Origin of the sequence: Bradyrhizobium sp. HKCCYLR20261 (assembly GCF_051168435.1) — a bacterium.
Lineage (GTDB): Bacteria > Pseudomonadota > Alphaproteobacteria > Rhizobiales > Xanthobacteraceae > Bradyrhizobium.
Map to the genome: position 1 here is coordinate 97,897 of NZ_JBNPUZ010000018.1, position 24,671 is coordinate 122,567.

A 24,671-nucleotide genomic window follows, 5' to 3' on the forward strand; every position below is an offset into this window, starting at 1 on the left:
AAGAGAGAGGACCCGCCCATGGCCCGCAAGCTGATCGACATCTCCGTGCCGCTGCAGAACGACGTGCCGGCCGATCCGCCGGGAGCGCACCCGACGATCCAATATATCGACCACCAGCAGGGGCTGCCGCGCATGCTGCAGTTCTTCGACGGGCTGAAGGCCGAGGATCTGCCGGACGGGCAGGGCTGGGCAGTCGAGCAGGTCAATCTCTCGACCCATAACGGCACGCATCTCGACGCGCCCTGGCACTTCCACCCGACGATGAACCGCGGCGAGCGCGCCTGGACCATCGACGAGGTGCCGCTGGAGTGGTGCATGCAGCCAGGTGTGAAGCTCGACTTCCGGCATTTCCCGGACGGCTATGTCGCGACCGCCGCGGATGTCGAGGCCGAATTGAAGCGCATCGGCCACACGCTGTCGCCGCTCGAAATCGTCGTGGTCAATACCGCGGCCGGCGCCCGCTATGGCCAGGCGGACTACGTCAACACGGGCTGCGGCATGGGCTACGAGGCCACCATGTATCTGCTCGAGCGCGGCGTGCGTCTGACCGGCACCGATGCCTGGAGCTGGGACGCGCCGTTCGTGTTCACGGCAAAGAAATACGCCGAGACTCATGATGCCAGCCTGATCTGGGAAGGCCACAAGGCGGGCCGCCACATCGGCTATTGCCATATCGAGAAGCTGCACAATCTGGAGCAGCTGCCGTCCACAGGCTTCACCGTGTCGTGCTTCCCGGTGAAGATCGAGCGGGCGTCCGCGGGATGGACGCGCGCTGTTGCGATCGTGGAGGGGTGAGCGACCCCGGCTCAGCCCGGACGCTGCAACCTCTCCCCGCCCTGCGCGGGGAGAGGTCGGATGGCGCAGCCATCCGGGGGAGGGGCATGGCACGTTCGAGGCCCCTTCCAGGTCCATCGGACGGGTATGCCCGCTCCAAGACGGCTGCAAGATTTCTGGACCGAAAAAGCAACACCACCCGCGCCGCTGCCCCTCACCCCAGCCCTCTCCCCGCGAAGGACGGGGAGAGGGAGCGGATTGGTGCTGGGAAGAGAGTATTCCTAACAACTACACGCCAGCATGATTTCATTCCGCCGCAGCATCGGCAGGGTCCAGGGCGGGTTGTAGAAGGCGAGCAGCGGCGCCCCTGAGACGATGATCCCCTGGCGCTGCGCGTAGTCGCGCAACTCGCGGGTCTTGTCGGCCAGAATGCCGTCGGAATATGAGCCCGAGAACGTCAGCGCGATCATGCGCTGGGCCGGCAGCGGCGTCAGCTTGATCCTCGCATCGGCCGGCGGCGGCAGGGTGTCCAGCGACCAGTTCGACGGCATCACGAAGCTGACGCTCCAGCGGTCGCTGCCGACGCCCTCCGCGGGCGCTGTGGCGGCCTGCTGTTGTACCGGCGCGGTCATCGCGATCTTGGCCTTGGCCTGGTTGGCGCCGAAGATGTAGCCGGCGATGATGCGAAACCCTTCCTCGATCGCGGGCCTGCGCGCGCCCTGCACCTCGGCCTGCGCGATGATCATCGGCGCATAGGCGCGGATCTCGACATCGCCGTCGCGCTTGACCACGTCGTATCTCGGATGTTCGACTCGGCTCATGATCGGCCCCGCTGCAATGGCTGCGCCGGCGAGAACGAGTGCGGTGGCGCCTGCGATCCAGATCAGCATGCGGCGTTTCCTCGGTGGTGTCGGCTCGGTCATGCGGGTGCGCCGTCGGTTGTTATCAACGAGAGAACGCGGCGAGAGGTCCCGCGGATCAGAAGAACCGGTCACTGTACCCTCTCCATGAACACGCCCGTCGACGTGTTTATGATCAATGTGCAGCGCCGACCTCGGTGCCAGACCCTCATGGTGAGGAGCGCTGCGCCAATCAAGCCAATTGCGAATCAAGGTCGTCGTTCGCGGCGCGTCTCGAACCATGAGGCTCGACCGAGGCCTCACCCTTCGAGACGCCCGCCGCAGGGCGGGCTCCTCAGGGTGAGGGTTTGGGGGGCAGGACGACAGGGATCGGACCGAAGCGAACATGTCTGCCCTGGGTACGACAAAAAATTCTTGCTAAATTTCCGAAATCATGCTCTACTCCTGCCATCCCGTCCTCATGCTGAGGGGCGTACGCGTCGTCACGATACGTTGAGGCGGGGAGCGGTGGCCGCGGGCCTGTCAGGCGCTGATGCGCTGGACGATTGGCAAGTTCGCGGACGGTCAAGCCGTGTGGTCCTGGCGCCCCGATGCTGGCGCCAAGCCTGGATGACATGAACCCTGACAGGACGTGTCGTCGAGGTGACGGGGGCAAACAAGCCGGTCCCCGGGGAGAGCTCGGAGCAGCCGTGAAGCCCATCGCGCAGGGAGGGCCGGGTCTGTCCGGCTGAACCTGTGGTACCTGCCGCCTGCATTTTTTTCCGCAGGCGGGCCACGGGCCTCAGTCGAGGTCCGGTCCTCCTTGCGCCCTCGCGTTGCCGAGCGAGGGTCTCGAGCATCGCTTCGGGCGCGTGTTGCGCCGCGAGAACGATGGCGCGCGCGCGCGAGGTGGCGCTGGCATAATGGATATGCTTATCAGTTGGGGAGCGCCGCGTCGGCGCGTCAGAACCAACAATCAGCCGGTCGTAACGGCTGCTCCCTGGAGGAACCCATGGCAGACACCTCACGCCGCGATCTTCTCGTCGCCGGCAGCGCCGCCGCGGCGGCCGCGATCATCGCCGACACCCGGCCCGCGACGGCGCAAGCCGGTCCGCAGCCGATCTTCTCAGTGCCTTCCACGACCATTCCGATCGCAGGCGAGCAGGGCGTCTTCCCGGTGCGCCGCATCTACTGCATCGGCCGCAACTACGCGGCGCATGCGATCGAGCGCGGCTCCGATCCGAACCGCGAGCCGCCGTTCTTCTTCCAGAAGCCGACCGACGCGATCCAGAACGTCGCCGTCGGCGAAGTCGCCGAGCATCCCTATCCGTCGCTTACCAAGAACTATCACCACGAGGTCGAACTGGTGGCGGCGCTGAAATCCGGAGGCACCAACATCCCGGTCGATAAGGCGCTCGATCACGTCTACGGCTACGCGCTCGGCCTCGACATGACCCGGCGCGACCTGCAGAACGGCATGGCTGCCGAAAAGAAACCATGGGAGATCGGCAAGAGTTTCGATCATGCCGCGGTGCTCGGCCCGATCCATCCGGTGAGCAAGGTCGGCCACTTCACCAAGGGCGCGATCTCGCTCGCGGTCAACGGCACGGTGCGGCAGAATTCCGATCTCACCAAGATGATCTGGAGCGTGGCGGAGCAGATCGCAAAGCTCTCCGAAGCGTTCGAGCTGAAGGCCGGCGACATCATCTATTCCGGCACGCCGGAAAATGTCGGCCCGGTGGTCAAGGGTGACGTGCTGCTGTGCAAGCTGGAGGGCCTGCCGGACATGTCGATCAGGATCGTTTGAGGGGAGGTAAGGATTGGATTGCACCTCATCCATCGATGGTCGTCTTCACCAACCGATTAGAACGAAGGTCGTCGCCGCGCAGACAGTGCGCTCCCTCTCCCCGTCCTTCACGGGGCCGCAACGAGCTTCGCTCGCGCTGAGAGGGGTGGGGTGAGGGGCAGCCACACCCACCGACCGTGCGGAGAGCCCCCCTCACCCGGATTGCATCTGGCGATGCAATCCGACCTCTCCCCGCACGCGGGGAGAGGTTGGGAGCGAGCGTCGCCGCGTGGGCTGTTATCCCAAAGGGCGACAGTCGCAATCATCCCTCCGGATGCCGCACCTGCCGCCATGGCACTCGCGGTGCCGCGCCCGTCATCACCCGCCGACGGCCCGCCATCGTTGTTCCCGCGCAAAAAACCACTGCCACCCGTTCGCAAGTTTGTGGGCCGACAAAGAGCCAGCTCGCGCCGCCGCCTATCGTCGCCCGCAACAGGCAAGCGAACGAGGGCAGACGTGGCCATCACCATCGAGATCGATCACGCCAGGACGCGCCGCATGGCGCAGGGACAGGGCCCAAGCCCATCTCCGGCTCGAGCCAAGGCGCCCGCGCGCAAGCCGGCCCGATCGCCGCGCCACCTCGGCGGTCCCGTGGTTCCCCAAGCCGTCAAGGGCCCGATCCGCCGGCTCAAATGGCTGATCCTGATGCTCACCCTGTCGGTCTACTACGTCACCCCGTTCATCCGCTGGAATCGCGGCGCCAACGCCCCGGACCAGGCGGTGCTGCTCGATTTCGCCCATGGCAAACTCTATCTCGGCCCGGCCGAGATCTGGCCGCAGGACCTCTATCTGATCACCGCGGCGATGCTGCTGGCGACGTTCATCCTCGTCCTGGTCAACGCGCTGGCCGGCCGTCTCTGGTGCGGCTTCGCCTGTCCGCAGACGGTGTGGACCGATCTGTTCCTGCTGGTCGAGCGCCTCGTCGAAGGCGACCGCCGGCAGCGGCTCAAGAACATCGGCGCGCCGTTGACGGCAAAGCGCGTCGCGCAGATCGCGACCAAGCATGCGCTGTGGATGATGATCGCGCTTCTCACCGGCGGCACGCTGATCTTCTACTTCACCGATGCGCCGGAGCTGCTGCGCGATCTCGTCCATGGCGAGATGTCGGCGACCGCATTGACCTGGACGCTGGTGTTTGCCGGCACGACCTATGGCCTCGCCGGCTTCGCGCGCGAGCAGGTCTGCACCTTCATGTGCCCGTGGCCGCGCCTGCAGGGCGCGATCTGGGATCCCCAAGCCTTCACCGTGAACTACCGCGACTATCGTGGCGAGATCCGGATGTCGGCGAAGAAGGCGGCCGAGGCGCGCGCGCTGGGCCAGCCGGCCGGCGACTGCGTCGATTGCGGCGCCTGCGTCGCGGTCTGCCCGATCGGCATCGACATCCGCCAGGGCCCAAACTTCGCCTGCATCAATTGCGGCCTCTGTGTCGATGCCTGCGACGGCGTGATGGCCAAGCTCGATCGTCCGCGCGGGCTGATCGACTACGAGAGCTGGGAGAACATCGAGCGTGGCCGTGTGGGCGAGCCGCGCGTGTCGCGGCTGCTGCGGCCGAAGACGATCGGGCTCGCGCTCGCCTGCGTGGCGCTGGCCGGGGTGATCGCGGTGTCATTCGTGACCAAGACCACCGCCGTGCTGTCGGTGCAGCACGATCGCGATCCGATGTCGGTGCGGCTGTCGGATGGCTCGGTGCGCAATGCCTATACGGTGAAGCTGCTCAACAAGTCCTCGGCCGTGCAGACGTTCAAGCTCGCGATCAGCGGCGCCGATGCGGCGCTCGCGATCGTCGGCCATGCCACGGCGGATGCAATCGAGGTCGAGCCGGACGGCTCGGAGACGCTGCGCGTCACGCTGACCATGCCGGAGCCTGAGGACGTCGACGTCACCTTCGAGGCGATCGATGCCGCCGGCCAGGTCGTGCTGAGCGCACACGACCGTTTCGTCAACCGGTAGAGGAGGGACTACAGATACGCCTTCGGCAGCAGCATGTGGATGCCCTTGTTGCCGTCCACCATCTGGGTGACGCGCAGATTGCCGGCCAGCGAGCACAGCATGTAGGCCTGGTTGCGCGACAAATTGGTGCGGGCGCAGACATGTTTGACCATCTCGCGGGTCGCCTGCTTGGCGGCGTCGTCGAGATCCTCGTCGAGGCCGATCGACATCAGATGCGTGGCGTTCTCGGCGAACGGCCAGGTGATGTCCATGTCCTTGCGCACGGTCAGGCGGAAGGTGCCGCTGACGCCGGTCTCCAGCGCGGTGATGCAGACCTCGCCGTCGCCCTGCACGCCATGGCCGTCGCCGGCGAAGAACAGCGCGCCCTCGTTGAACACGGGCAGATACAGCGTGGTGCCCGGCCGCAGCTCCTTGTTGTCCATGTTGCCGCCAAAACTGCGCGGCACCGGCGAGCCGCACCGCCCCCACGCCGGCGGCGGCGCGGTCGCGATGATGCCGAAGAACGGGTCGAGCGCGATCTCGGTGCCCCACGGCATGATGCAGACCTGGCGCTCGTGATCGACCTTCGGGTGGATCGTCTCGTAGTCGGTGAACTCCTCGGGCAGGGTGCCGAGCAAAGGCAGGATCGAGACAAAACCCCAGTCCTGGCTGACCTTGCAGCTGAGGATGTCGACCTGCAGCGTATCGCCCGGCTGCGCGCCCTTCACATAGACGGGGCCAGTGATGAAATGCGGACCCGGCCCCTGGACCATGCTGTCCAGCGCGGTGAGATAGGCGGGCGGAACGATGCTGCGGTCCTCCGGCAAGGTCTCCTTGCCGCCGGCCGGAAACGAGTGCAGCGTGACCGTGTCGCCGGAGGCGACCTCGAGCACCGGCGGCGTCGTGCTGTCGAGATAGCCCCACACCATGCTCTCATGCGTCGCGGGAATCTCGTGGCGTTTGGACATGGGCTGTCTCCGTCGGGCTCGGGTCTCGGCACTGATAACAAGGCAGGATGCGGCGGGCGGCAATGCCAAAAACTGGTCAGCCTTGCTCAGGGTCCCGGCAGATCGGCGCGGCGTCCTCCGCTGATGTCAATTTTGCCAATCGGCGACGGGGTGCCGGCGAGCCCGGACGATCCCGCATCGTCGCGATCGAGCAACGCCGCAGCGCGCATACGCGACGCGCGGTCACGAGGGCCATGCGCGGGGGTACTACCAAGCCCATGGAAATCATGCGAGAATACACCTGTTGGCCGCGTAGGGGTCTGTGATCATGCGACGTTCCCTGCACACCGAGCACGAGATTTTGGTTTTGCTTTGCGAGGCGGAGTCGGGGGTTCCGATTGCCGAAATTTGCAGCACGGCCGGTGTGTCGCTGCGCACGTTTTATCGCTGGCGCCAGCGCTATGGGGGCCTCACCAGTCCTGCTCTGCGTCATCTGAAGGAGCTGGAAATCGAGAACCAGCGGCTGCGCTCGCTGGTGACCAAGCTCGTCGAGGGCCAGCCGCCTGTGACCGCCGCGACCAAGGCGGCGCCTGCGCCGCTACGCCAGGACTGCGGCAGCACGCCCCATGGCGTCGCCGGAGCGCCGGGGCAGGCCCGCGGCGCTGTGATCGGCCGCTATGCCTCGGTGCGCTACGGGCGCTAGCTCATCATGACTCTGCTGAAACGATCATCGGCCGGATCGCTCCGGCCGATGACGTCGTCGGATGGCCGCGCTCAGATCGCGAGCTGATTGCCGATCGGCAACGCGCGCAGGCGCTTCCCGGTGGCGGCAAAGATCGCGTTGGCGAGCGCCGGCGCGAACGGCGGCACGCCCGGCTCGCCGACGCCGCTCGGCGGCGTGTCTGCATCGACGGGCACGATGTGCACGTTGGTGATCAGCGGCGCCTCGTCGATCCGGACCACCTGATGGTCGTCGAAGTTATGCTGCTGCACCCGGCCGTTCTTGAAGCTGACCTCGCCATATTTGGCGAGGCTCAACCCCATGATCGCGGCGCCTTCGAGCTGCGAGGCGATACGCTCCGGGTTGACGAACGTACCGCAGTCGATCGCGCTGTCGACCTGATGCACCGTCAGCTTGCCCTTGTCGTCGACCGACACCTCCACGATGGTGGCGATGTAGCTGACGAAGCTACGATGCGCGGCGATGCCGAGGCCGTGGCCCTTGGGAACGCTGCGGCCCCAATTGCCCTTCTCGGCGACGAACTCGACGACGCGGCGCAGCCGCCCGGTATCGATCGGGTAGCTCTCATAGGGCTCGCCGTAGTTCCAGAGATCCTTCACCGAGGCGAGCTTGACGACGCGCGGACTGCCGATCAGCTCGAGCAGCATCTCCTTCTGGTCGCGGCCGGTGGCGGCGGCGATCTCGCCGACCATCGACTGCACGGCGAAGGCGCGCGGAATGTTCGAGACCGAGCGGAACCAGCCGATGCGCGTCATCGCCTTGGCGGCGGGGTTCTCGCACTGGATGTTGGCGATCTCGAACGGCATGTCGACGAGGCCCATGCCGAGCTCGAACGGCGCCGCATGATCGGCGCCGGCCGCGAAGGTGGAGAGGATGGTCGGCGCGACGCTGCGGTGACGCCAGGCGACCACCTTGCCGCTCTTGTCGAGGCCGGCCTCGATGCGCTCAACCGAGACGGTGTGCAGGAAGTCGTGCTGGATGTCGTCGTCACGCGTCCACTGCACCTTCACCGGCGCGCCCAGGTCCTTGGAGAGCAGGGCGGCTTCGAGCGCGAAGTCGCACTTCGATTTGCGGCCAAAGCCGCCGCCGAGCAGGGTGACGTTGACGGTCACGTTCTCGATCGGGATCTGCAGCGTTTTGGCGACATCCTCGCGGGTGCCTCCGGGACTCTGCACCGGCGCCCAGATCTCCGCCTTGTCACCCTTGACGTCGGCCACCGCGACCGGCGGCTCCATGCTGGCATGGGCGAAGTGCGGAAGGTAGTACTCTCCGGTGATCACCTTGTCGGCCGACTTCAGCGCGGCGTCGGCATCACCCTCCTGGCGCACGACGAGACCGGGCTGCCGCGCGGCGGCTTCGAGCTCGGCGCGATAGGCGACGGAGTCGTAGGCGGCGTTAGGACCGTCGTCCCATTCGACTTTCAGGGCATCACGGCCCTTGATCGCGGCACCCGTGTTGCGCGCGATCACGGCGACGCCGCCGAGCGGCTGGAACTTCGACGGCCACGGCCAGCCCTTGACCTCGAGCACCTTCTCGACGCCGGACACCTTCAGCGCCTCAGCGGGATCGAACGACTTCACCTTGCCGCCCGTCACCGGCGGCCGGGCGATCACCGCGTACTTCATGCCGGGCAGGCGGATATCGGCGCCGTAATGCGCCTTGCCAACGGTGATGTCGTGCAGGTCGACGATGCTGACCTGGCCCTTGCCGAGATAGCGGAAGTCCTTCGGCGACTTCAGCTTGATGGTGTCGACCGCGGGCACCGGCTGATTGGCGGCGTCGGCCGCGAGCTCGCCAAAGCCGAGGCGCTTGCCGCTGGCGCTGTGCACGACCTCGTGGTTGACCACCTTCACCTCGCTGGCGGGCACGCCGAGCTTCTTGGCGGCGGCGGCTTCCAGCATGGCGCGCGCCATGGCGCCGATCTGGCGCATGGGCAGCAGATAGTGCCGCGTGCTGCGCGAGCCGTCGGTGTCCTGGTTGCCGAACTTCACTTCGTCGCCGGGCGCCTGCACGACGCGGACCTTCGACCAGTCGGCTTCCATCTCCTCTGCCACGATCAACGGCAGGCTGGTGCGGACGCCCGTGCCCATCTCGGAGCGATGCGCGAGGATGGAAACGATGCCATCAGGCGCGATCGACACGAAGATCTTGGGATCGACCACGGTGCCATGCGGCATCTTGCCGGCGCCAGTTTCATAGGCGGCGAAAGCGGGGCGCGACAGCAGCGGCGCTGCGAGGACGAAGCCGCCGGCGAGGCCCAGCGTTTGCAGGATGGCGCGCCGCGAGACGTTCTCGACCTTGAGATGCTGCTCGAAGCCACGGCGCGAGGTGGTCGCCGTCTTGGGATTTGCGATGATGTTCATGATCACACCCCCGTCGAGGCCAGATGGACCGCATTCTCGATGCGCTGATAGCAGCCGCAGCGGCAGATGTTCCCGGACATCGCGTCCCGGATCTGGTCGTGCGAGGGCTTCGGATTCTGGTTGAGCAGCGCCGCCGCCTGCATGATCTGCCCGGCCTGGCAGAAGCCGCATTGCGGCACATTGACCTGCCGCCACGCCTTCTGCACCGGATGGTCGCCGGTCGGATGCAGGCCCTCGATCGTCGTCACTTCGCGGCCCGCGACATCCGAGATCGCCGTGATGCAGGAACGCGCGGCCTCCTTGTCGACCATCACCGTGCAGGCGCCGCACAGCGCCTGGCCGCAGCCATATTTCGAGCCGGTGAGCCCCAGCTCATCGCGCAGATACCACAACAGCGGCAGGCTCGGATCGCCATCCCAGCTCTGCTCCTGCCCGTTGATTTTCACCTTGATCATGTTCGCCCTCGCTTTGTCGGACCAATGGTCGCTGGTTCTGATCGTTGGTGGACGCGCGCGGAACCATATGTCCCTGGTGCACGCGCCGGATCGATTGAGAGTTGTCGGAAAGCGACTCATGATAGCAGACCGCGAACAGCATCGGTCTACACAGGCGCGTGTGTTGTCAGGACGCGCGTGCGCTGCGTGCGCAGCCCGCTGCGATGCGAACGCGGAACATCGCACGATGCGCAGATGATCGTGGTCGCGAGGCGGATGCCGCGGCCAAAAAAGAATGCCTCGCCAGCGTGGGGCAGGCGAGGCACCAAGTCTTCAGGAAGGAACGCTTCAGTTGTTACGCTTGGTACTGCGCGGCCGTCAGGCCGCCTTTGCTTTCGCCACGTGGGTGGCAATCGCATCCATCAGCGCCGGCGACAGGCAGTCATAGGGCTCGAGCCCCAGTTCCTTCAGCCGCGCCCTGATCTCGCCCATCTGCTCCGGCTTCACGCCCGACTCGATCACCGAGGAGACGAAGGCAGCAAAGCCCGGAGCCGCCGAGCCCTGTTCCTGGAACAGCTCGGGATGGATGAAGTCGAGGCCGTAGAACGGATGGCCCGTATTCTCGATCCGACCGTACATGTGCGTGCCGCAGCCGGTGCAGGCGTAGCGCTGGATGACCGCCGAGGGATCGACGATCTTCAGCTTGTCGCCATTCTCCAGCACGGTTACGTTCTGCCGCGGCACCACCGCCACGACCGAGAAGGTTGCGCCCGACGGCTTCCAGCACTTGGTGCAGCCGCACGCGTGGTTGTGCGCGACGTCGCCCTGAATGCCGACCTTCACCGGCCGGTCGTGGCACTTGCAGACCAGGGTGCCGCCCGCGAAGTGGCCGCTTCCCTGTTTGACGCCGTTGTCAACGGACGGGTGAATGTGGACAGTCATGGCGCAATCCTCCTCAGTTTTGCGTGGCTCGGGTCAGAACACGACGACGGAACGGATCGATTTGCCCTCATGCATCAGGTCGAAGCCCTTGTTGATCTCTTCGAGCGTCAGCGTGTGGGTGATCATCGGGTCGATTTCGATCTTCCCGTTCATGTACCAGTCGACGATCTTGGGGACGTCGGTGCGCCCGCGCGCGCCGCCGAACGCGGTGCCCTTCCAGACGCGCCCGGTGACGAGCTGGAACGGACGGGTCGCGATCTCCTTGCCGGCCTCGGCGACGCCGATGATGATCGATTCGCCCCAGCCGCGATGGCAGGCTTCGAGAGCCTGGCGCATGACGGTGGTGTTGCCGGTGCAGTCGAAGGTGTAGTCGGCGCCGCCGTCGGTGAGCGCGACGAGGTGCTGGACGATGTCGCCGGTGACCTTCTTCGGGTTGACGAAATGGGTCATGCCGAAGCGGCGGCCCCATTCCTCCTTGCTGTCGTTGATATCGACGCCGATGATCTTGTCGGCGCCGGCCATCTTCGCGCCCTGGATGACGTTCAGGCCGATACCGCCGAGGCCGAAGATGACGACATTCGCGCCGGGCTCGACCTTCGCCGTGTTGACAACGGCGCCGACGCCGGTGGTGACGCCGCAGCCGATGTAGCAGCTCTTGTCGAAGGGGGCGTCCTCGCGGATCTTGGCGACCGCGATCTCGGGCAACACGGTGTGGTTGGAGAACGTCGAGCAGCCCATATAGTGGTAGATGGTCTGGCCCTTGTAGCTGAAGCGCGAGGTGCCGTCGGGCATCAAGCCCTTGCCTTGCGTGGCTCTGATCGCGGTGCAGAGATTGGTCTTGCGGCTGAGGCAGCTCTTGCACTGGCGGCATTCCGGTGTGTACAGCGGAATGACGTGGTCGCCGGGCTTGACCGAGGTGACGCCAGGCCCGACCTCACGCACGATGCCGGCGCCCTCATGGCCGAGGATCGAAGGGAAGATGCCTTCGCTGTCGAAGCCGTCGAGCGTATAGGCATCGGTGTGGCAGATGCCGGTGGCCTTGATCTCGACCAGCACCTCGCCGGCCTTCGGCCCTTCGAGGTCGACCTCGACGATCTCCAGCGGTTTCTTGGCTTCGAAAGCGACCGCGGCGCGCGTCTTCATGTCTCAAACTCCTGTTTCATTCTCTCGAGGCCGCGGTCCTGCCCAGGGCGCGGCCTTCGTCAGTCATTTCTTGCCCATGCAGGAGTTCTCCGCTTCCGTATAGGCTGGCGGTTTACCCTCATGCTTGGCCGGGCGAACGCGCCCCACGGCATCGGTCGAGCGGGCGCGGAGATAGATATACAGATCGTCCATGTAGCAGGCCACATTCGGATTGTCGCCGAAGGCCGGCATGACGTTCTCCTGCGCCGTGCTGATGTTCTTGCGGCCGCTGGCGACGACGCCGAGGAAGTCGCCATAGCTCATGTTCTTGACCGAGTCCTTCAACGCGGGCGCATAGGTCGACCCCATGCCGTCCGGGCCATGGCAGACATGGCATTCGGAGTGATAGCGGCGGTAGCCGGAATAGGTGTACCAGTCGACCGTGCCGTCGGCGCCCACCTTGTAGGTTGGGTTGCCTTCCTTATCGAGATACTTCCCGTCTTCGGACTTGACGGCCGTCGGATCTCCAGGGCCTTCAGCCCAGGCGTTTTCGGCAACAGTCATCCCGCCGGCTGCCAGGCCTACGGCCGTGACCACCGCAAAGCAGATCTTACGCAAGGGCGTTTTCCCTTAATTTTCTGGGGTAGGCGAACCGGCGCATGGAGAGATCCATGCGCCGGAGGCAGAGAGGCTAGCTCACTGCTGCGGCAGCGAGAACACGGTGAGCGTGCCGCCGAGCGCGGTGTAGTTGCTCAGCGCCGCATAGCCGCCGACGGCGCCGAGACCGGCGGTCGGATCGGTCAGGCCGGCCGCGAGGCCGATGCCGGCCCAGCCACCCACACCCGAGAGCACCGCGACATACTGCTTGCCGCCGTTCTCATAGGTCGTGACGTTGCCGATGATGCCGGATGGGGTCTTGAACTTGTACAGCTCCTTGCCCGTCTTGGCATCGACAGCCTTCAGGTAGCCTTCCAGCGTGCCGTAGAACACCACGCCACCAGCGGTCGCGAGCGCACCCGACCACACCGAGAACGGCTCCTTGTTCGACCAGGCGATCTTGCCGGTCTTGCCGTCCCAGGCAATGAAGTTGCCCATATGGGTCTCACCCGCCGGCGGATACATCGACAGCGTCGCGCCGACATAGGGCTGACCTGCGGTGTAGCTCACCTTGAAGGGCTCGTAGTCCATGCAGACGTGGTTGGTCGGCACGTAGAACAGCTGCGTGTCCGGCGAGTAGGCGGCCGGCTGTTCGTCCTTGGTGCCGAGCGCGGCCGGGCAGATGCCCTTGGTGTTGACGTCCTCGCCCTGCTTGTCGGTCGAGTACTGGTCGACAACCTTCGGACGGCCATAGGTCGCCGAGTTCTTGTCCATGTCGACGCCGGTGGTCCAATTCACCTTCGGATCGAACTTCTCGGCGACGAGCAGCTCTCCATTAGCGCGATCGAGCGTATAGGCGAGGCCGTTACGATCGAAATGCGTCAGCAGCTTGCGCGGCTGGCCGTTGATCGACTGGTCCGACAGGATCATCTCGTTGACGCCGTCATAGTCCCACTCGTCGTGAGGCGTCATCTGATAGACCCACTTCGCGACGCCGGTGTCGGCAGCGCGCGCGAAGATCGTCATCGACCACTTGTTGTCGCCCGGACGCTGCTTCGGATTCCAGGTCGAGGGGTTGCCCGAGCCGTAATAGACCATGTCGAGTTGCGGATCGTAGGAGATCCAGCCCCAGGTGCAGCCGCCGCCAGTCTTCCACTGGTCGCCTTGCCAGGTCTTCAGGCTCGAATCCTTGCCGACCGGCTTGCCGAGCGCGGTGGTGTTGGCGTCGAACAGGATCTGATCGTCCGGCCCTTCCGAATAGGCCTTCCAGACCTGCTTGCCGCTCTTGATGTCGTAGGCGGTCATGCTGCACTGGACGCCGAACTCGCCGCCCGATGTGCCGACCAGGACCTTGTCCTTCACGACCAGCGGAGCGGAGGTGCCGGTCTGGCCCTTACTCGGATCGCCGTTGACGGCGGTCCAGACCTGCTGGCCGGACTTGGCGTCGATCGCCACCAGCTTGTCGTCGGCCTGGTGCAGGAAGATCTTGCCGTCGCCATAGGCGACACCGCGATTGACCGTGTCGCAGCACATCACCGGAATGACGTTCGGATCCTGCTTGGGTTCGTATTTCCAGACGATCTTGTTGTCGTCGGCCAGATTGATCGCGTACACCTTGTTCGGGAACGGCGTATGCACATACATCATGTTGCCGACGATCAGCGGCCCGCCTTCGTGGCCGCGCAGCACGCCGGTGGAGAAGGTCCACGCGACCTGCAGTTTGCCGACGTTCTGGGCGTTGATCTGGTTGAGCTTGGAGTAGCGCGTGTTGGCGTAGTCGCCGGCCGGCATCACCCAGTCCTTCGGGTTGGCCGACATCTTGACCAGCTCTTCGCTGGCAAATGCGCCACCCGCGGCAAGTGCCGCGACTGACGTCAGACATGTTGCGAGCAGAACTCTTCGCATCGTCTTTCCTCCCGGGTTCAACTGAGGTTCCGCAGCACGCGGCCCAGTATTCGTTTTCGGCATCATTGATTATCCACTTCCCAAACGGGAAACTTGCCCAAAAGAGAAAAGCGCTTGCTCAAGAGTGAAGCGATGAGAAGTTTTTGGAGGAGATTTTGCTTTGCTGGTCCGCAACATGAGACGCGTTCTTGCTGCGCAGCATCAATTTGCAGCGTGCCGGTTCCACCGAAGGTTGATGTTTCCCTTGACGTGATAGGGGCGAAGGCGGAGGATCAAACGGGGACGAATGTGGAACTCGTGCGCCGCGACGACTCTGGGCGGCCTTAAAATGGGAGCATTTTGGCTGAACTCTCGTCCGCCGTCCTGCGGCGGACCCGTTGCGCTTCGATCATGAATCGGTGGATGAAGATGTCCGATACGATCCGTTCGCTTAGTACGTCAGGGTTCTCGCCGAAGAGCCAGATCCAACGTTGGTCAGATGCACTGACTGATCTCTGCGGACGTTTCGATGTCGACCCGCTGGAGGGCGCGTCTTTCGAGGGGCGGATCAATTTCACGACCGTGTCTCGCCTGAAGCTCTGCCAGATCGAGGCGAGCCAGCATCGCATCGCCCACACCTATGCGCGGGCGCAGAAGGTGGCGCATCCCTATATCAAGATCCTGTTCCAGACCTACGGAACGTCCTATTTCGAGCAGGATGGACGGCAGATCGAGATCGGCCCGGGGGATTGCCTGGCCTATGACGTGTCATCGCCGCACACCATCATCAGCCCAGCGCTCACACGCCATGACGTGGTGATCGTGCCGAAGGAATTGTTGCAGGAACGCGGCTTCCGCGCCGAGAAGATGCCGGCCTACAAGCTCTCGGCACGGAGTGGAACCGGGCGGATCGCGCACGATGTGACGCATGCGGCATTCGACGAGGCGACGCGGCTGTCGGCGAACTCGGCAGCAAGCGTTGCCGAGTCGCTGATCGATCTGTTGCTGTTGCCCTTGCGGGAAGCCGACAGGATGCTCGATCGTGCCGGACCCGAGGCGGTCTATATCCGCGCGCAGGCCTTCATCCGCGAACATCTGCGCGACCCTGATCTCTGCATCGATCAGATATCGGCAGCCTTAGGTTGTACGAAGCGCTACCTTCACATGGTGTTCAGCGATCGCGGCATGACCGTCAGCGACTACATCTGGCGCGCCCGGTTGCAGCATTGCCGTCAGGAGTTGGAGACTCAGAGCGGCAAGACGATTACTGACGTCGCGTTCTCGTGGGGCTTTTCGAGCTCGTCGCACTTCAGCCGCGTGTTCCGGAAGTATTTCGGCGTCGTGCCGTCGTCGGTTCACAAGACGGCAGCCCGCGCTGACTAAATGGAAGCGGCGCTAGCGCGCGCCGCTCCGGATGATCTTCTGGAATGCATCGCCGAGGATGATCGGCTCGCGCGGCGGCAGATAGGTCAGGCCGGCTGTCGCGGCGAACCTGGCGAGATCGCCGGACGACTCGAGCTCCGCGAGGATCTTGTTGACCGAAGCGAGCAGCTCTGTCGCGCTGGACAAAGCGACATAGCCTCGGTTGGCGCCGATCGGATAGCTGTAGCCGGAGGCCACGAGCTTGCTGTCCGGATGAGCGGCCCGATAGGCATCGAAGCGTCTGCCGTCGAGCAGTGTCGCCTCGAACTTGCCCTGCTCGAGCGCGCCCAGGAGATCATCCCGCGTCGGGATCAAGTGCGTGATATCGTCGATCAGGCGGCCCTTGTCGAACGTCATCAGGATCGCGTCGGCCAGCGTGCCGCTCTCGATCGCGAGCTTCAGTCCCGCGAGATCGCCGATGTCCGTGATCCGGCGCTGTTTTGCGGAAGGGCCGATAACGACCGTCAGAGTCGAGAACAGATAGGGCTTGCTCGGCGTCAGCATGCCGAGCGCAATGCGCCGCCGCCGGTCGTCGCGCGTCGCGCCGTCATAGTCGGGCAGTTTGGCGGTCTTGACGCCGGGTGCGACCAGCCCGTCCTGGGTGAAGGCGTAGCTCCCGAGCAGCGAGCAGCGGCCATCGGACAGCAGCGCGTTCGCCTCCAATGCCGGCGAGGAATCCTCGTCCAGCTTGCTCTCATACCATTGGATCTCGAGTTTCCTGCCGAGCCGGTCCGCGATCGCCTGACCCAGCAGCACGTCAAACCCGCTCCCGGGATTGCCACGATGATGGACCGACAGCGGCGGGAGGTTCTCGTCGAGGCAGATGCGCAGCACATCGTCAGCGGCCTGAACCGCTGATGATGCCGACAACATCAGGAATGCCGCTGCGCAATGAATCAGACGGCGCATCATTGCGTTCTCCGGCTCGAGACATAGGCCCAGAGCGCCGTGATCTCGTCATCGCTGAGAATGTCGCCCCAGGGCGGCATGCGGCCATTCTTGCCCTGTTTCACCGTGGTGACGAAGCGCGGTTGATCGTCGGGAAAACGGCGCAGGTCCGGCGTGACCGTGCCGGAATTCACCATGTTCGGGCCATGGCAGTGCGAGCACTTCTGGGCGAAGGTGGTCTTGCCGAGGTCGATCGCGCTGTGGGCCGCGGTGCCGTCTTGTTGTTGCGCGAAGGCGGCCGCCGAAAGCGCGGCCGAGATCGCGACGACGGCGGCGATGGTCGCCGCCGTTTTCAGGAACATCTGCTTCACGGGCAATCTACACTCAGTTCTTGACCGCGAAGACCCAGAGCGAACCGCCCGCCGGAACGTTGGCGAGGCGCTCGTCACCGGAGAACAGCGAGTAGACGCCGCCATAGCCGGAGGTGACGGCGACATATTGCACGCCATCCTGCTGCCAGGTGACGGGCTGGCCCTCGATGCCGGAGCCGGTCTGGAACTGCCACAGCTTCTTGCCGCTGTCGGCGTCGAACGCCTCGAACTCGCCTGTCAGCTTGCCCGAGAACACCACGCCGCCGGCGGTCGACAGCACGCCCGAGAAGCGCGGAATGTCGCTCGGCTGCTCCCACTTGGTCTTGCCGGTCATCGGATCGATAGCCTTCAGCTGACCGCGCGGACCTTCCGGCCAATCCCAGAGATCCGTCAGGTCCATGCCGAGGTACCACTCGCCGGCCTTGTAGGTCGCGGGCTCGGTCTTGTAGTGGCCGCCGAACACGAGCGTGTTGGCGTAAGCAAGACCGGTCTGCGGATTGAACGACATCGGCTGCCAGTTCTTGCCGCCGAGGATCGACGGATAGACGGTGACTTTCTTGCCCTCGCGCGCGTCACGCGTGACATCGGTCTCGACCGGCTTGCCGGTCTTCAGGTCGATGCTGGAGGCCCAGTTGACCTTCACATAGGGATTGGCCGCCAGCAGCTTGCCGTTGGTGCGATCGAGCACGTAGAAGAAGCCGTTGCGGTTGGCGTTCATCAACACCTTGGTCGGCTTGCCCTCGACATTCATGTCGGCGAGCACCATCTCGGCGACCGCGTCATAGTCGAACGGGTTGTTCGGCGAGAACTGGAAGTGCCACTTCATCTTGCCGGTCTTCGGATCGAGCGCGAGCACCGAGCAGGTGTAGAGATTGTCACCCGGGCGCACCGCCGCGTTGAACGGGCCGGGATTGCCGACGCCCCAGAACACGGTGTTCTGCTCAGGGTCATACGAGCCGGTGATCCAGGTCGAGCCGCCGCCGAGCTTCCAGGTATCGCCCTTCCAGGTATCGCCGCCGGGTTCATCCGGGGTCGGCACCGTGTGGGTGCGCCACAGATGCTTGCCGGTCGCGGGATCCCAACCGTCGATGAAGCCGCGGGTGCCGAACTCCGCGCCCGAGATGCCGGTCAGCACGACGCCGTCCGCCACCAGCGGCGCGACGGTCATCGAGTAGCCTTCCTTGATGTCGGCGGCCTTCTGGCGCCACAGCTCCTTGCCGGTCTTGGCGTCGAGAGCGATCACGTTGGCGTCGAGCGTGGTGCGGAAGACCTTGCCGTCGTACAGCGCGGCACCGCGATTGATGATGCCGCAGCAGACGACGCGCGGGGTCTCGGCCGGATACTCGATCTTGCTCTTCCAGATCTGCTTGCCGGTCTTGGCATCGACGGCCATCGTCGCATTGTGCGTCGTGACGTAGAGCACGCCCTGATAGATCAGTGGCTGCGACTCCTCGCTGCGATCATCAGCAAAGCTGTAATTCCAGACCGGAACGAGGTTCTTGGCGTTGTCCTTGTTGATCTGCGTGAGCGAGCTGAACCGCTGCAGATTGTAGCCCATGCCGTAGTTGAGGACGTTTGCCGTATCAGTTGCACCCTTGACCAACTGATCGGCGCTCTGCGCGCTCGCACCATGTGATGCAAGAATGGCGAGGCCTGCGGCCAGCGCGATCCGCTTCATTCATTTCCTCCAAGATTTTTATGCGCGCCTATCCTGACGCTGCGGGAACAACACTCCGCTCGATTCCGGGAAGCGTCAATACGAAAAGCTGGGCAGGTATCCTCGCCAAGCTGGGACGTTTTCCCGCGTGGCGGCAGGCGTCGAGCCAAGCCTTTGTCATCGCGTCATATTTGCAGGCGGCATGATCGCACCTTTTTCGTGTTGCTCTGCGGCATGAACATTGCTTCGCTGCAACATGCCGGGATTAACAGAGGAGTAGACGGGATGAGGCGAAGCATCCTTTGGCTCGGCATGCTGTGTTGCCTTTGGGTGAGTGCAAGTGCGCGTGATCTCGGCCAATGGGAGTCAGTCGATCCTGCATTGCGCCGGTGGTACGAGGCGCTGATGCAGCCGGACGTGCCGACGGCGTCGTGCTGCGGCGAGGCCGATGCCTACTTCGCCGATGAAGTCCACGTCCGCGACGGCAAGACCTACGTCATCATCACCGATGATCGTCCCGACGAGCCGCGTGGCCGGCCGCATATCGATGTCGGTACCGAGATCGAAGTTCCCGATCACAAGCTGAAGTGGGACAAAGGCAATCCCACGGGGCACGGCGTGATCTTCCTGAGCCGGAATCGCTACGTGTTCTGCTACGTACAGCCGGGCGGGGCCTGAGCCGGCTCACGTCCGGCGACCGATTGAGGCGGAACGTTGTCGGTCGAGAGATGGCAGTGCAGGAGATCTGCAGCAAAAGCTGCCGTCGTCTGTCTTGCGTTCGCTCGGACGCAGTCCTAGCTTCGCCGGTGGCGCGAGCAACGCGTCAATCAACGAACGTTAGAACTTGGGAGCTCGAAATGGCCTGGAAGACACCGAAGATCGTCGAAGTGCCCGTGGGCATGGAAATCAACATGTACGCCTGCGCGGCCCGCAAGTAATCACCTGCGATCCGCCAAGCCGGCGAGCGTATCAAGCTTGCGATCGGCTTGGCGGATCTGGGGTCCAGCGCTCCTCTTGCGATCGACACTTTGGTCAACCGCAAGAAGTGTTCGACAGCCGTCGGTCAGACGTCCTGCGTATCGAAGATGTAGAGATCGACGCCGCCATCGGCGAAGTTGGGCAGATCTCCCGCCGCGGCCTTGCCCTCGGCCGAGCCCATGCCGGCCTGCAGGGCCTGCATTGAATCGAATACGAGAGTAGCGACCAGGTGGATGTTGGTGGGACCGGCCGGTCCGTTCACGGGACCGCGGCTGATATCGTAGCTCTTCAGGCCCGGAATTTTCTTCGCGAGCGGCACGTGGACGTTCATGTAGTGCTTGTCGAACGCTTCGGCGCTCTTCGGGGTCTTGTAGAGTACGAGAACCTTGGGCATCTGCTTCCTCCGCTGTCGTCTTTTTGAGGTCGATCGACCGGTACCCATTGCAGCCGATCTGGTGGCCCGGATCAAGCGTTGACGCCGCCCGACTCGCGCTCGGTTCCGCTCATAAAGTCGGCGCCGGGGAGAAACCGATGCAGCAGGACGCCGTAGATTGAGGTACTCTGCTTCAGGCCTCGTTGAGGATATCGAGCCATGAGCCCCATCGATCTCGTCATTACGGTTTGCGCCGTGCTGTCCCCGACCAATTGCGAGGAGCAGCACCTCGTGTTCGCCGACGGCGGCGCGTCGTTGCAGCAATGTGCGATGAAGGCGCCGCCTTACATCGCCCAATGGATCGGCGAGCACCCGAAATGGACCGCGGTGCGCTGGCGCTGCGAGTATCCGCACAGCAACGACAAGGCCTGAGTCGGCTCGGCCGCTGCAGGCCTGAGCTACTTCGTGCAGTCTTGCAGGTCCTTGTCGGCCACCGAGACGACGGCATCGGCCTTGATGTCGAGACCGCGCACGATGCATTGCCGGTCGCCGGCATAACTGACCTTGGCGTCGTAGCGTCCCGGCTCGACGCCGCTGAGCTTCAGCCGCTCGTCGTGATCGAGCTCCTTGTCCTTGTCGCTCAGTGTCTGATTCGGGCCCCAGTTGTTCTGGCCGGCGGGCGAGAGCTGGAAGCCGGTCATGGTCGCAGTGGTGAGATTCCACAACCGGATGCCCTTGCCCTGCGCGAGCGCCGCGGTCGACAGGCCCGCGGCGAGGACGGCCGTGGCGGCGAGTGCTGATCTCATGGCGTTTCCTCAAGAGCTGATGTCCAGGATTTGCCACGACTATGACACGGAAAAATCCGGCCCCGCCAGCTCGGCCTTGATCGCCGCGACCGTCGCTTCGGTGCGCTGGGCCCGGGGAACAGCGATGGGCATGGTGTGCAGCAGTCGCGCCGGACGCGGCGACAGCAGGAAGATGCGGTCGCCGAGCCGCACGGCATCGTCCATGCTGTGCGTGACGAGCAGCGTGATCATCGGTCTGGACGCCACCAGCGTCGCGATCTCCTCGCGCAGCCTGGCGGCCAGCGCATCGTCGAGCGAGGCGAGCGGCTCATCGAGGATCAGGAAGTCCGGCTCGACGGCAAAGGCGCGCGCCAGCGCGACGCGACGGGCGAGGCCGAGCGACAGCTCGCCCGGGAAGTGGCTGCGATGGCCTTCGAGCTCGAGCACGCCGAAGATGGCGGCGAGCCGGTCGTCGGCGACCTCGGGCGCAGCCAACCGCACATTCTCCTCGACGGAGCGCCACGGCAGCAGCCGCGGCTCCTGGAAAACCATGGCGAGTCGGGCGCCGTCCGGTCGGGTGACCTGACCCTGATAGTCGCTGTCGAGACCGGCGAGGATTCGCATCATCGTGCTCTTGCCGCAACCGGAGGGGCCGACGACCACGCCGACCTCGCCGCGCTGCAGCGTGAACGCAATGCCTGATATCACCTCCTGGCGCTTGCCATTGGCGCTGGTGTAGCTCTTCGATCGAATGTCGACCTCAAGCCGCACGGAGCCGCCACCTTGATGCGCGCTGCTCGAACGGCTGCACGAGGACGGCCTCGATCACCAGCACCACGGCGGCAAAGCTGAGCGAATAGGCGAGCAGCAGCGGGATGTCGAACAGCTGAAAGGCGACGCCGATCTCGAAGCCGATGCCGTTGGGGCGCCCGAGCAGTTCGGCGACCAGCACGATCTTCCACACCAGCGACAGGCCTGAGCGTGCGGCGGCCGCAATATAAGGCGCAAGCTGCGGCAGCAGGACGTGGCGGACGATGCGGCCGCGCGGGAAGGCGAACACTTTCGCCATCTCGTCCAGCGACGGATCGAGCGCGCGGGCGCCTTCGCGCAAGGTCACGACCGCCGTCGGCAGCTTGTTGATCGCGATCGCCGCAATCGCCGCGACCTCGGTAAGGCCGGCCCAGATATAGGCCAGCACGATCACCACCAGCGCCGGCAGATTGAGCAGCAGGATCAGCCAGGGGTCGCCGAGGCGATTGGCGAGGCGGTTGCGGCCCATCCAATAACCGAGTGCCGATCCGATCGCCATCGACAGGGTGAAGGCGAGGGCGACGCGGGCGAGCGTCGCGCCGAGATGCAGGAATAGCGCGCCGGATTTTGCTTCCGCAACAGCGACGGCCAGCACAGCCGACGGCGGCGGCAGCTTGGCGCTGCCAGCGACAGTCGCAGCCACCCACCAGGTGGCCAGCAGAAGCGCGAAGGACAACAGCCGCAGCACTAATCCCTCGCATCCGCCCTGTAGTAGGTGCCGGGGCTGAGCTCGGCGGCGGGGCCGACCAGATCGCGGCCGCCGATCGAGGCGAGCACGCCATAGAGAATGCGGGCGTCGGTCTCCTCCTCGGACACCGAGCGGCGCGGAATGCCCTCGCGGTAGCGGTCGCGATAGGCGCGCAACGTCGCCTCGTCCGGCGCGCCGGTCAACGGCGCGATCGTCTGCCACTCGGCGTCCGACGTCGCCAGGATTTCCTTGGCCTTCGCCGTGACGGACAGGAAGCGGCTGACGAGATCACGATGCTTGCTGGCCCATTCCTCGTCGAACACGTAGCCGATCATCGCGGTGCGGCCCTTGGCGCCGAAGGCCGGCAGGATGTCCTCGATGCCGGCGAGGCGACGGAAGCCTTTAGCCTCTAGCGCGGCGCAGAAATTCCAGTAGTTCAAGCCGGCATCCATCTCGCCGTCGGCCAGCTTGGCGGCCAGCAGCGGCGGTGCGCCATAGGTGATGGTCGCCTGCGACTTCAGCTCGACGCCGTCGCGCTTGACCGCTGCCTGCAGCAGCAGCCAGCTCTTGTCGAGCGGGCCACCGGCGACCGCGAGCTTGCGTCCCTTGAGATCGGCAAGCGTCTTAAGTGGCGAGTTTGCCGGCACCATCACGGCGCCGAGCGCGCTGGAGTAGGGGGAGAAGGTGAGCTTGGCGCCGAGCGCGCGCTCGCGCGATACCCACAGCCAGTCCGAGACCATGATGTCGGCGTTGCCCGCGCGTAGCGCGATCTTGCCGGCCTCCGGGCTCGCGAGCTCGACCGCATCAATCGCGATGTCGGCCTGCTTGTCGAGCTGGTGCGCGCGAATGACGGCCAATTCCCAGGCGAAGGTCCCGGTCTTTTGCACCGCAACCTTGACCGTCTCGGCGGCGCGTGACACCGGGATCGGCAGCAGCGCGCAAGCAATGACAGCAATGAACAAGCGACCGAGCTGTATCATGGGCGCGTCTGCGTTTCCTCGAGATGTGTTCTTTTCAGCCTCATTCTCTTAGCATAGCCTGGGCAGCGATACCGTGGAGGACTGTCATGCGTTGCGCTGTTCCGGTAGGACCGATTGTCGCCACCTTCCTTGCCGCGACGGCGCTGGCCGGATCGGCGCGGGCCGAGGATCTCAATGACTATCCGACCTCGGCGCGCGCCGAATATGTCTTCGGCTGCATGAAGGCCAACGGCGAGTCGCGGCAGTCGATTGCGCAATGCTCCTGCTCGATCGACGTGATCGCCTCGATCATTCCCTATGAGCGCTACGTCACGGCGGAAACCGTGCTCAGCATGTCCCAGGTGAAGAGCAATCTCGGTACCCAGTTCCGCACCTCCGAGCAGGCCGCCAATGCGCTCAACGATCTCCGCCGCGCCCAGGCCGAAGCCGAAGTGAGATGTTTCTGACGCCGCGCGTCCTGACCTTTGCATCAGGTGCCTGATCCCTCCGCCGGCCATTCGTGCTCGAACACATGGCCCTGGGTATCGTGCGCCTCGGCGCGGAAGTGCTTGGCGCCGTTCGAGACATAGGTGAAGCGGATATTGGGATCCTCCGAGATCGAGATGCCGCCGTCGACGGACAGCACGAGCTTGCCATCCTGCGACAGCGTCAGCTGGTCGACGAAGAAGGCGGGAATGTAGAGCTGGGTCAGCTGGTCCATCTGCAGCCCGGAATTGTTGGGATGCCCGACCATCACCTGAGCCTCGCGGATGCCGCTGCTCGCACCGTCACCGGCTTGCGTGAACTGCCGGTAGCGCATCTGGCCGACGCGCGCCTTGGCTTCATCCGGATTCTTCGCCGCCGGCGCGGAGCAGCCGCCGGATGCCTTCACGAATGTCTTCACCACATAGAGCTGACCGTCCGTCAGTTCGGCCACGGCATGCACATCGGTGTAGTTGTTGACACGGACACGGGTCGAGATCGCCGTGACATTGGCGTCCGCGCCGAGCGTGAATTTGGCCGCCATCGGGGCCGGGTTCTGGTCGATCACCAGCGTGATGGTCTTGATGCGGCGGTCGTCGGCGGGCGACAGCTTGCTGCGCAGCGTGACCGGAACGACCGATGCGTCCTCGGCACGGGGCGGCATCTCGATCGCCAGCACATTGCCGCCGTCCTGCATCGGCTTGTTGTTGAAGATGTCCTGCACCAGTCCCGGCCATGGATCGTACGTCTCGGCGGCGTTCGCAGGTGCGAAGGCAAAGACAAGACATGCGCCGAGAAGCAAGGTTGATGGCAGGCGGAGCCGGATCATGGCGCAGTC

Annotated in this window: 26 protein-coding genes; 9 read left to right on the plus strand and 17 right to left on the minus strand. The window is 64.7% G+C overall.

Annotation, left to right across the window (positions count from 1 at the left end; translation table 11 throughout):
• The first annotated feature begins 18 nt into the window (after nt 1-18).
• On the plus strand, nt 19-795 hold the full coding sequence (locus tag ACQR1L_RS29535) for a cyclase family protein (protein WP_434861442.1): 777 nt from the start codon (nt 19-21) through the stop codon (nt 793-795).
• 260 nt (nt 796-1,055) lie between these two features.
• On the opposite strand, the gene ACQR1L_RS29540 is transcribed toward ACQR1L_RS29535, so the two are convergent.
• Nucleotides 1,056-1,664: an SOUL family heme-binding protein gene (locus ACQR1L_RS29540; RefSeq protein WP_434861443.1), complete on the minus strand. Its 609-nt coding sequence runs from the start codon at nt 1,662-1,664 to the stop codon at nt 1,056-1,058.
• Nucleotides 1,665-2,625: 961 nt separating this feature from the next.
• Here ACQR1L_RS29540 and ACQR1L_RS29545 point away from each other — a divergent pair.
• Nucleotides 2,626-3,420, plus strand: a complete 795-nt coding sequence (locus tag ACQR1L_RS29545; RefSeq protein WP_434861444.1) for a fumarylacetoacetate hydrolase family protein — start codon at nt 2,626-2,628, stop codon at nt 3,418-3,420.
• A 495-nt stretch (nt 3,421-3,915) separates the two neighbouring features.
• The gene (gene ccoG / locus ACQR1L_RS29550; protein ID WP_434861445.1) at nt 3,916-5,409 is read left to right on the plus strand and encodes a cytochrome c oxidase accessory protein CcoG; all 1,494 of its coding nucleotides are present in this window, start codon (nt 3,916-3,918) and stop codon (nt 5,407-5,409) included.
• Between the two features lie 8 nt (nt 5,410-5,417).
• On the opposite strand, the gene ACQR1L_RS29555 is transcribed toward ccoG, so the two are convergent.
• Complete coding sequence (locus tag ACQR1L_RS29555) at nt 5,418-6,356, minus strand: acetamidase/formamidase family protein (RefSeq protein WP_434861446.1); 939 nt, start codon at nt 6,354-6,356, stop codon at nt 5,418-5,420.
• Nucleotides 6,357-6,663: 307 nt separating this feature from the next.
• Here ACQR1L_RS29555 and ACQR1L_RS29560 point away from each other — a divergent pair, with 307 nt between their 5' ends.
• Complete coding sequence (locus tag ACQR1L_RS29560; RefSeq protein ID WP_434861447.1) at nt 6,664-7,038, plus strand: transposase; 375 nt, start codon at nt 6,664-6,666, stop codon at nt 7,036-7,038.
• A gap of 71 nt (nt 7,039-7,109) precedes the next feature.
• Here ACQR1L_RS29560 and ACQR1L_RS29565 read toward each other — a convergent pair whose 3' ends face one another.
• The 6 genes from ACQR1L_RS29565 to xoxF5 form a co-directional block, all read right to left on the minus strand.
• Nucleotides 7,110-9,440 (minus strand): molybdopterin cofactor-binding domain-containing protein, encoded by a 2,331-nt coding sequence (locus ACQR1L_RS29565; RefSeq protein ID WP_434861448.1) that lies wholly within the window; start codon nt 9,438-9,440, stop codon nt 7,110-7,112.
• A 2-nt stretch (nt 9,441-9,442) separates the two neighbouring features.
• Nucleotides 9,443-9,895 (minus strand): (2Fe-2S)-binding protein, encoded by a 453-nt coding sequence (locus ACQR1L_RS29570; RefSeq protein ID WP_257170676.1) that lies wholly within the window; start codon nt 9,893-9,895, stop codon nt 9,443-9,445.
• Nucleotides 9,896-10,252: 357 nt separating this feature from the next.
• Nucleotides 10,253-10,816: an S-(hydroxymethyl)glutathione synthase gene (gene gfa / locus ACQR1L_RS29575; RefSeq protein WP_434861449.1), complete on the minus strand. Its 564-nt coding sequence runs from the start codon at nt 10,814-10,816 to the stop codon at nt 10,253-10,255.
• A gap of 33 nt (nt 10,817-10,849) precedes the next feature.
• Nucleotides 10,850-11,959, minus strand: a complete 1,110-nt coding sequence (locus ACQR1L_RS29580; RefSeq protein ID WP_434861450.1) for an S-(hydroxymethyl)glutathione dehydrogenase/class III alcohol dehydrogenase — start codon at nt 11,957-11,959, stop codon at nt 10,850-10,852.
• Nucleotides 11,960-12,022: 63 nt separating this feature from the next.
• Nucleotides 12,023-12,502 (minus strand): c-type cytochrome, methanol metabolism-related, encoded by a 480-nt coding sequence (locus tag ACQR1L_RS29585; RefSeq protein WP_434861451.1) that lies wholly within the window; start codon nt 12,500-12,502, stop codon nt 12,023-12,025.
• 132 nt (nt 12,503-12,634) lie between these two features.
• Nucleotides 12,635-14,440 (minus strand): lanthanide-dependent methanol dehydrogenase XoxF5, encoded by a 1,806-nt coding sequence (gene xoxF5 / locus ACQR1L_RS29590; RefSeq protein WP_434861452.1) that lies wholly within the window; start codon nt 14,438-14,440, stop codon nt 12,635-12,637.
• 408 nt (nt 14,441-14,848) lie between these two features.
• Here xoxF5 and ACQR1L_RS29595 point away from each other — a divergent pair, with 408 nt between their 5' ends.
• The gene (locus ACQR1L_RS29595) at nt 14,849-15,802 is read left to right on the plus strand and encodes a helix-turn-helix domain-containing protein (RefSeq protein ID WP_434861487.1); all 954 of its coding nucleotides are present in this window, start codon (nt 14,849-14,851) and stop codon (nt 15,800-15,802) included.
• A 12-nt stretch (nt 15,803-15,814) separates the two neighbouring features.
• On the opposite strand, the gene ACQR1L_RS29600 is transcribed toward ACQR1L_RS29595, so the two are convergent.
• From ACQR1L_RS29600 to ACQR1L_RS29610, 3 genes are read right to left on the minus strand one after another with little or no spacing between them, the layout of a single operon-like run.
• The gene (locus ACQR1L_RS29600; RefSeq protein WP_434861488.1) at nt 15,815-16,750 is read right to left on the minus strand and encodes a substrate-binding periplasmic protein; all 936 of its coding nucleotides are present in this window, start codon (nt 16,748-16,750) and stop codon (nt 15,815-15,817) included.
• Entirely contained in the window at nt 16,750-17,091 is a 342-nt protein-coding gene (locus ACQR1L_RS29605) for a c-type cytochrome (RefSeq protein ID WP_434861489.1), read from the minus strand. The genes ACQR1L_RS29600 and ACQR1L_RS29605 overlap by 1 nt, the downstream gene beginning before the upstream one ends.
• A gap of 22 nt (nt 17,092-17,113) precedes the next feature.
• Nucleotides 17,114-18,778: a methanol/ethanol family PQQ-dependent dehydrogenase gene (locus tag ACQR1L_RS29610; protein WP_434861453.1), complete on the minus strand. Its 1,665-nt coding sequence runs from the start codon at nt 18,776-18,778 to the stop codon at nt 17,114-17,116.
• Nucleotides 18,779-19,162: 384 nt separating this feature from the next.
• Here ACQR1L_RS29610 and ACQR1L_RS29615 point away from each other — a divergent pair, with 384 nt between their 5' ends.
• Nucleotides 19,163-19,435, plus strand: a complete 273-nt coding sequence (locus ACQR1L_RS29615) for a hypothetical protein (RefSeq protein ID WP_434861454.1) — start codon at nt 19,163-19,165, stop codon at nt 19,433-19,435.
• A 179-nt stretch (nt 19,436-19,614) separates the two neighbouring features.
• On the plus strand, nt 19,615-19,695 hold the full coding sequence (pqqA, locus tag ACQR1L_RS29620) for a pyrroloquinoline quinone precursor peptide PqqA (protein ID WP_009031067.1): 81 nt from the start codon (nt 19,615-19,617) through the stop codon (nt 19,693-19,695).
• Between the two features lie 125 nt (nt 19,696-19,820).
• Here the strand turns inward: pqqA and ACQR1L_RS29625 are convergent, their stop codons facing one another.
• Complete coding sequence (locus tag ACQR1L_RS29625; RefSeq protein WP_315721365.1) at nt 19,821-20,129, minus strand: EthD family reductase; 309 nt, start codon at nt 20,127-20,129, stop codon at nt 19,821-19,823.
• Between the two features lie 198 nt (nt 20,130-20,327).
• On the opposite strand from ACQR1L_RS29625, the gene ACQR1L_RS29630 reads away from it, so the two are divergent.
• Entirely contained in the window at nt 20,328-20,540 is a 213-nt protein-coding gene (locus ACQR1L_RS29630; RefSeq protein WP_434861455.1) for a hypothetical protein, read from the plus strand.
• A gap of 26 nt (nt 20,541-20,566) precedes the next feature.
• On the opposite strand, the gene ACQR1L_RS29635 is transcribed toward ACQR1L_RS29630, so the two are convergent.
• Genes ACQR1L_RS29635 through ACQR1L_RS29650 form a run of 4 tightly spaced genes read right to left on the minus strand, consistent with a single transcriptional unit; the run spans nt 20,567 to nt 23,371 of the window.
• On the minus strand, nt 20,567-20,914 hold the full coding sequence (locus ACQR1L_RS29635) for a hypothetical protein (protein WP_434861456.1): 348 nt from the start codon (nt 20,912-20,914) through the stop codon (nt 20,567-20,569).
• Nucleotides 20,915-20,953: 39 nt separating this feature from the next.
• The gene (locus ACQR1L_RS29640) at nt 20,954-21,664 is read right to left on the minus strand and encodes an ABC transporter ATP-binding protein (RefSeq protein WP_434861457.1); all 711 of its coding nucleotides are present in this window, start codon (nt 21,662-21,664) and stop codon (nt 20,954-20,956) included.
• Nucleotides 21,654-22,391 (minus strand): ABC transporter permease, encoded by a 738-nt coding sequence (locus ACQR1L_RS29645; RefSeq protein WP_434861458.1) that lies wholly within the window; start codon nt 22,389-22,391, stop codon nt 21,654-21,656. The genes ACQR1L_RS29640 and ACQR1L_RS29645 overlap by 11 nt, the downstream gene beginning before the upstream one ends.
• Nucleotides 22,391-23,371: an ABC transporter substrate-binding protein gene (locus tag ACQR1L_RS29650; protein WP_434861459.1), complete on the minus strand. Its 981-nt coding sequence runs from the start codon at nt 23,369-23,371 to the stop codon at nt 22,391-22,393. Before ACQR1L_RS29650 ends, ACQR1L_RS29645 begins: the two co-directional genes overlap by 1 nt.
• 86 nt (nt 23,372-23,457) lie before the next feature.
• On the opposite strand from ACQR1L_RS29650, the gene ACQR1L_RS29655 reads away from it, so the two are divergent.
• Entirely contained in the window at nt 23,458-23,817 is a 360-nt protein-coding gene (locus ACQR1L_RS29655) for a hypothetical protein (protein ID WP_434861460.1), read from the plus strand.
• Between the two features lie 23 nt (nt 23,818-23,840).
• Here ACQR1L_RS29655 and ACQR1L_RS29660 read toward each other — a convergent pair whose 3' ends face one another.
• Nucleotides 23,841-24,662 (minus strand): quinoprotein dehydrogenase-associated SoxYZ-like carrier, encoded by an 822-nt coding sequence (locus ACQR1L_RS29660; RefSeq protein ID WP_434861461.1) that lies wholly within the window; start codon nt 24,660-24,662, stop codon nt 23,841-23,843.
• Nucleotides 24,663-24,671 lie beyond the last annotated feature (9 nt).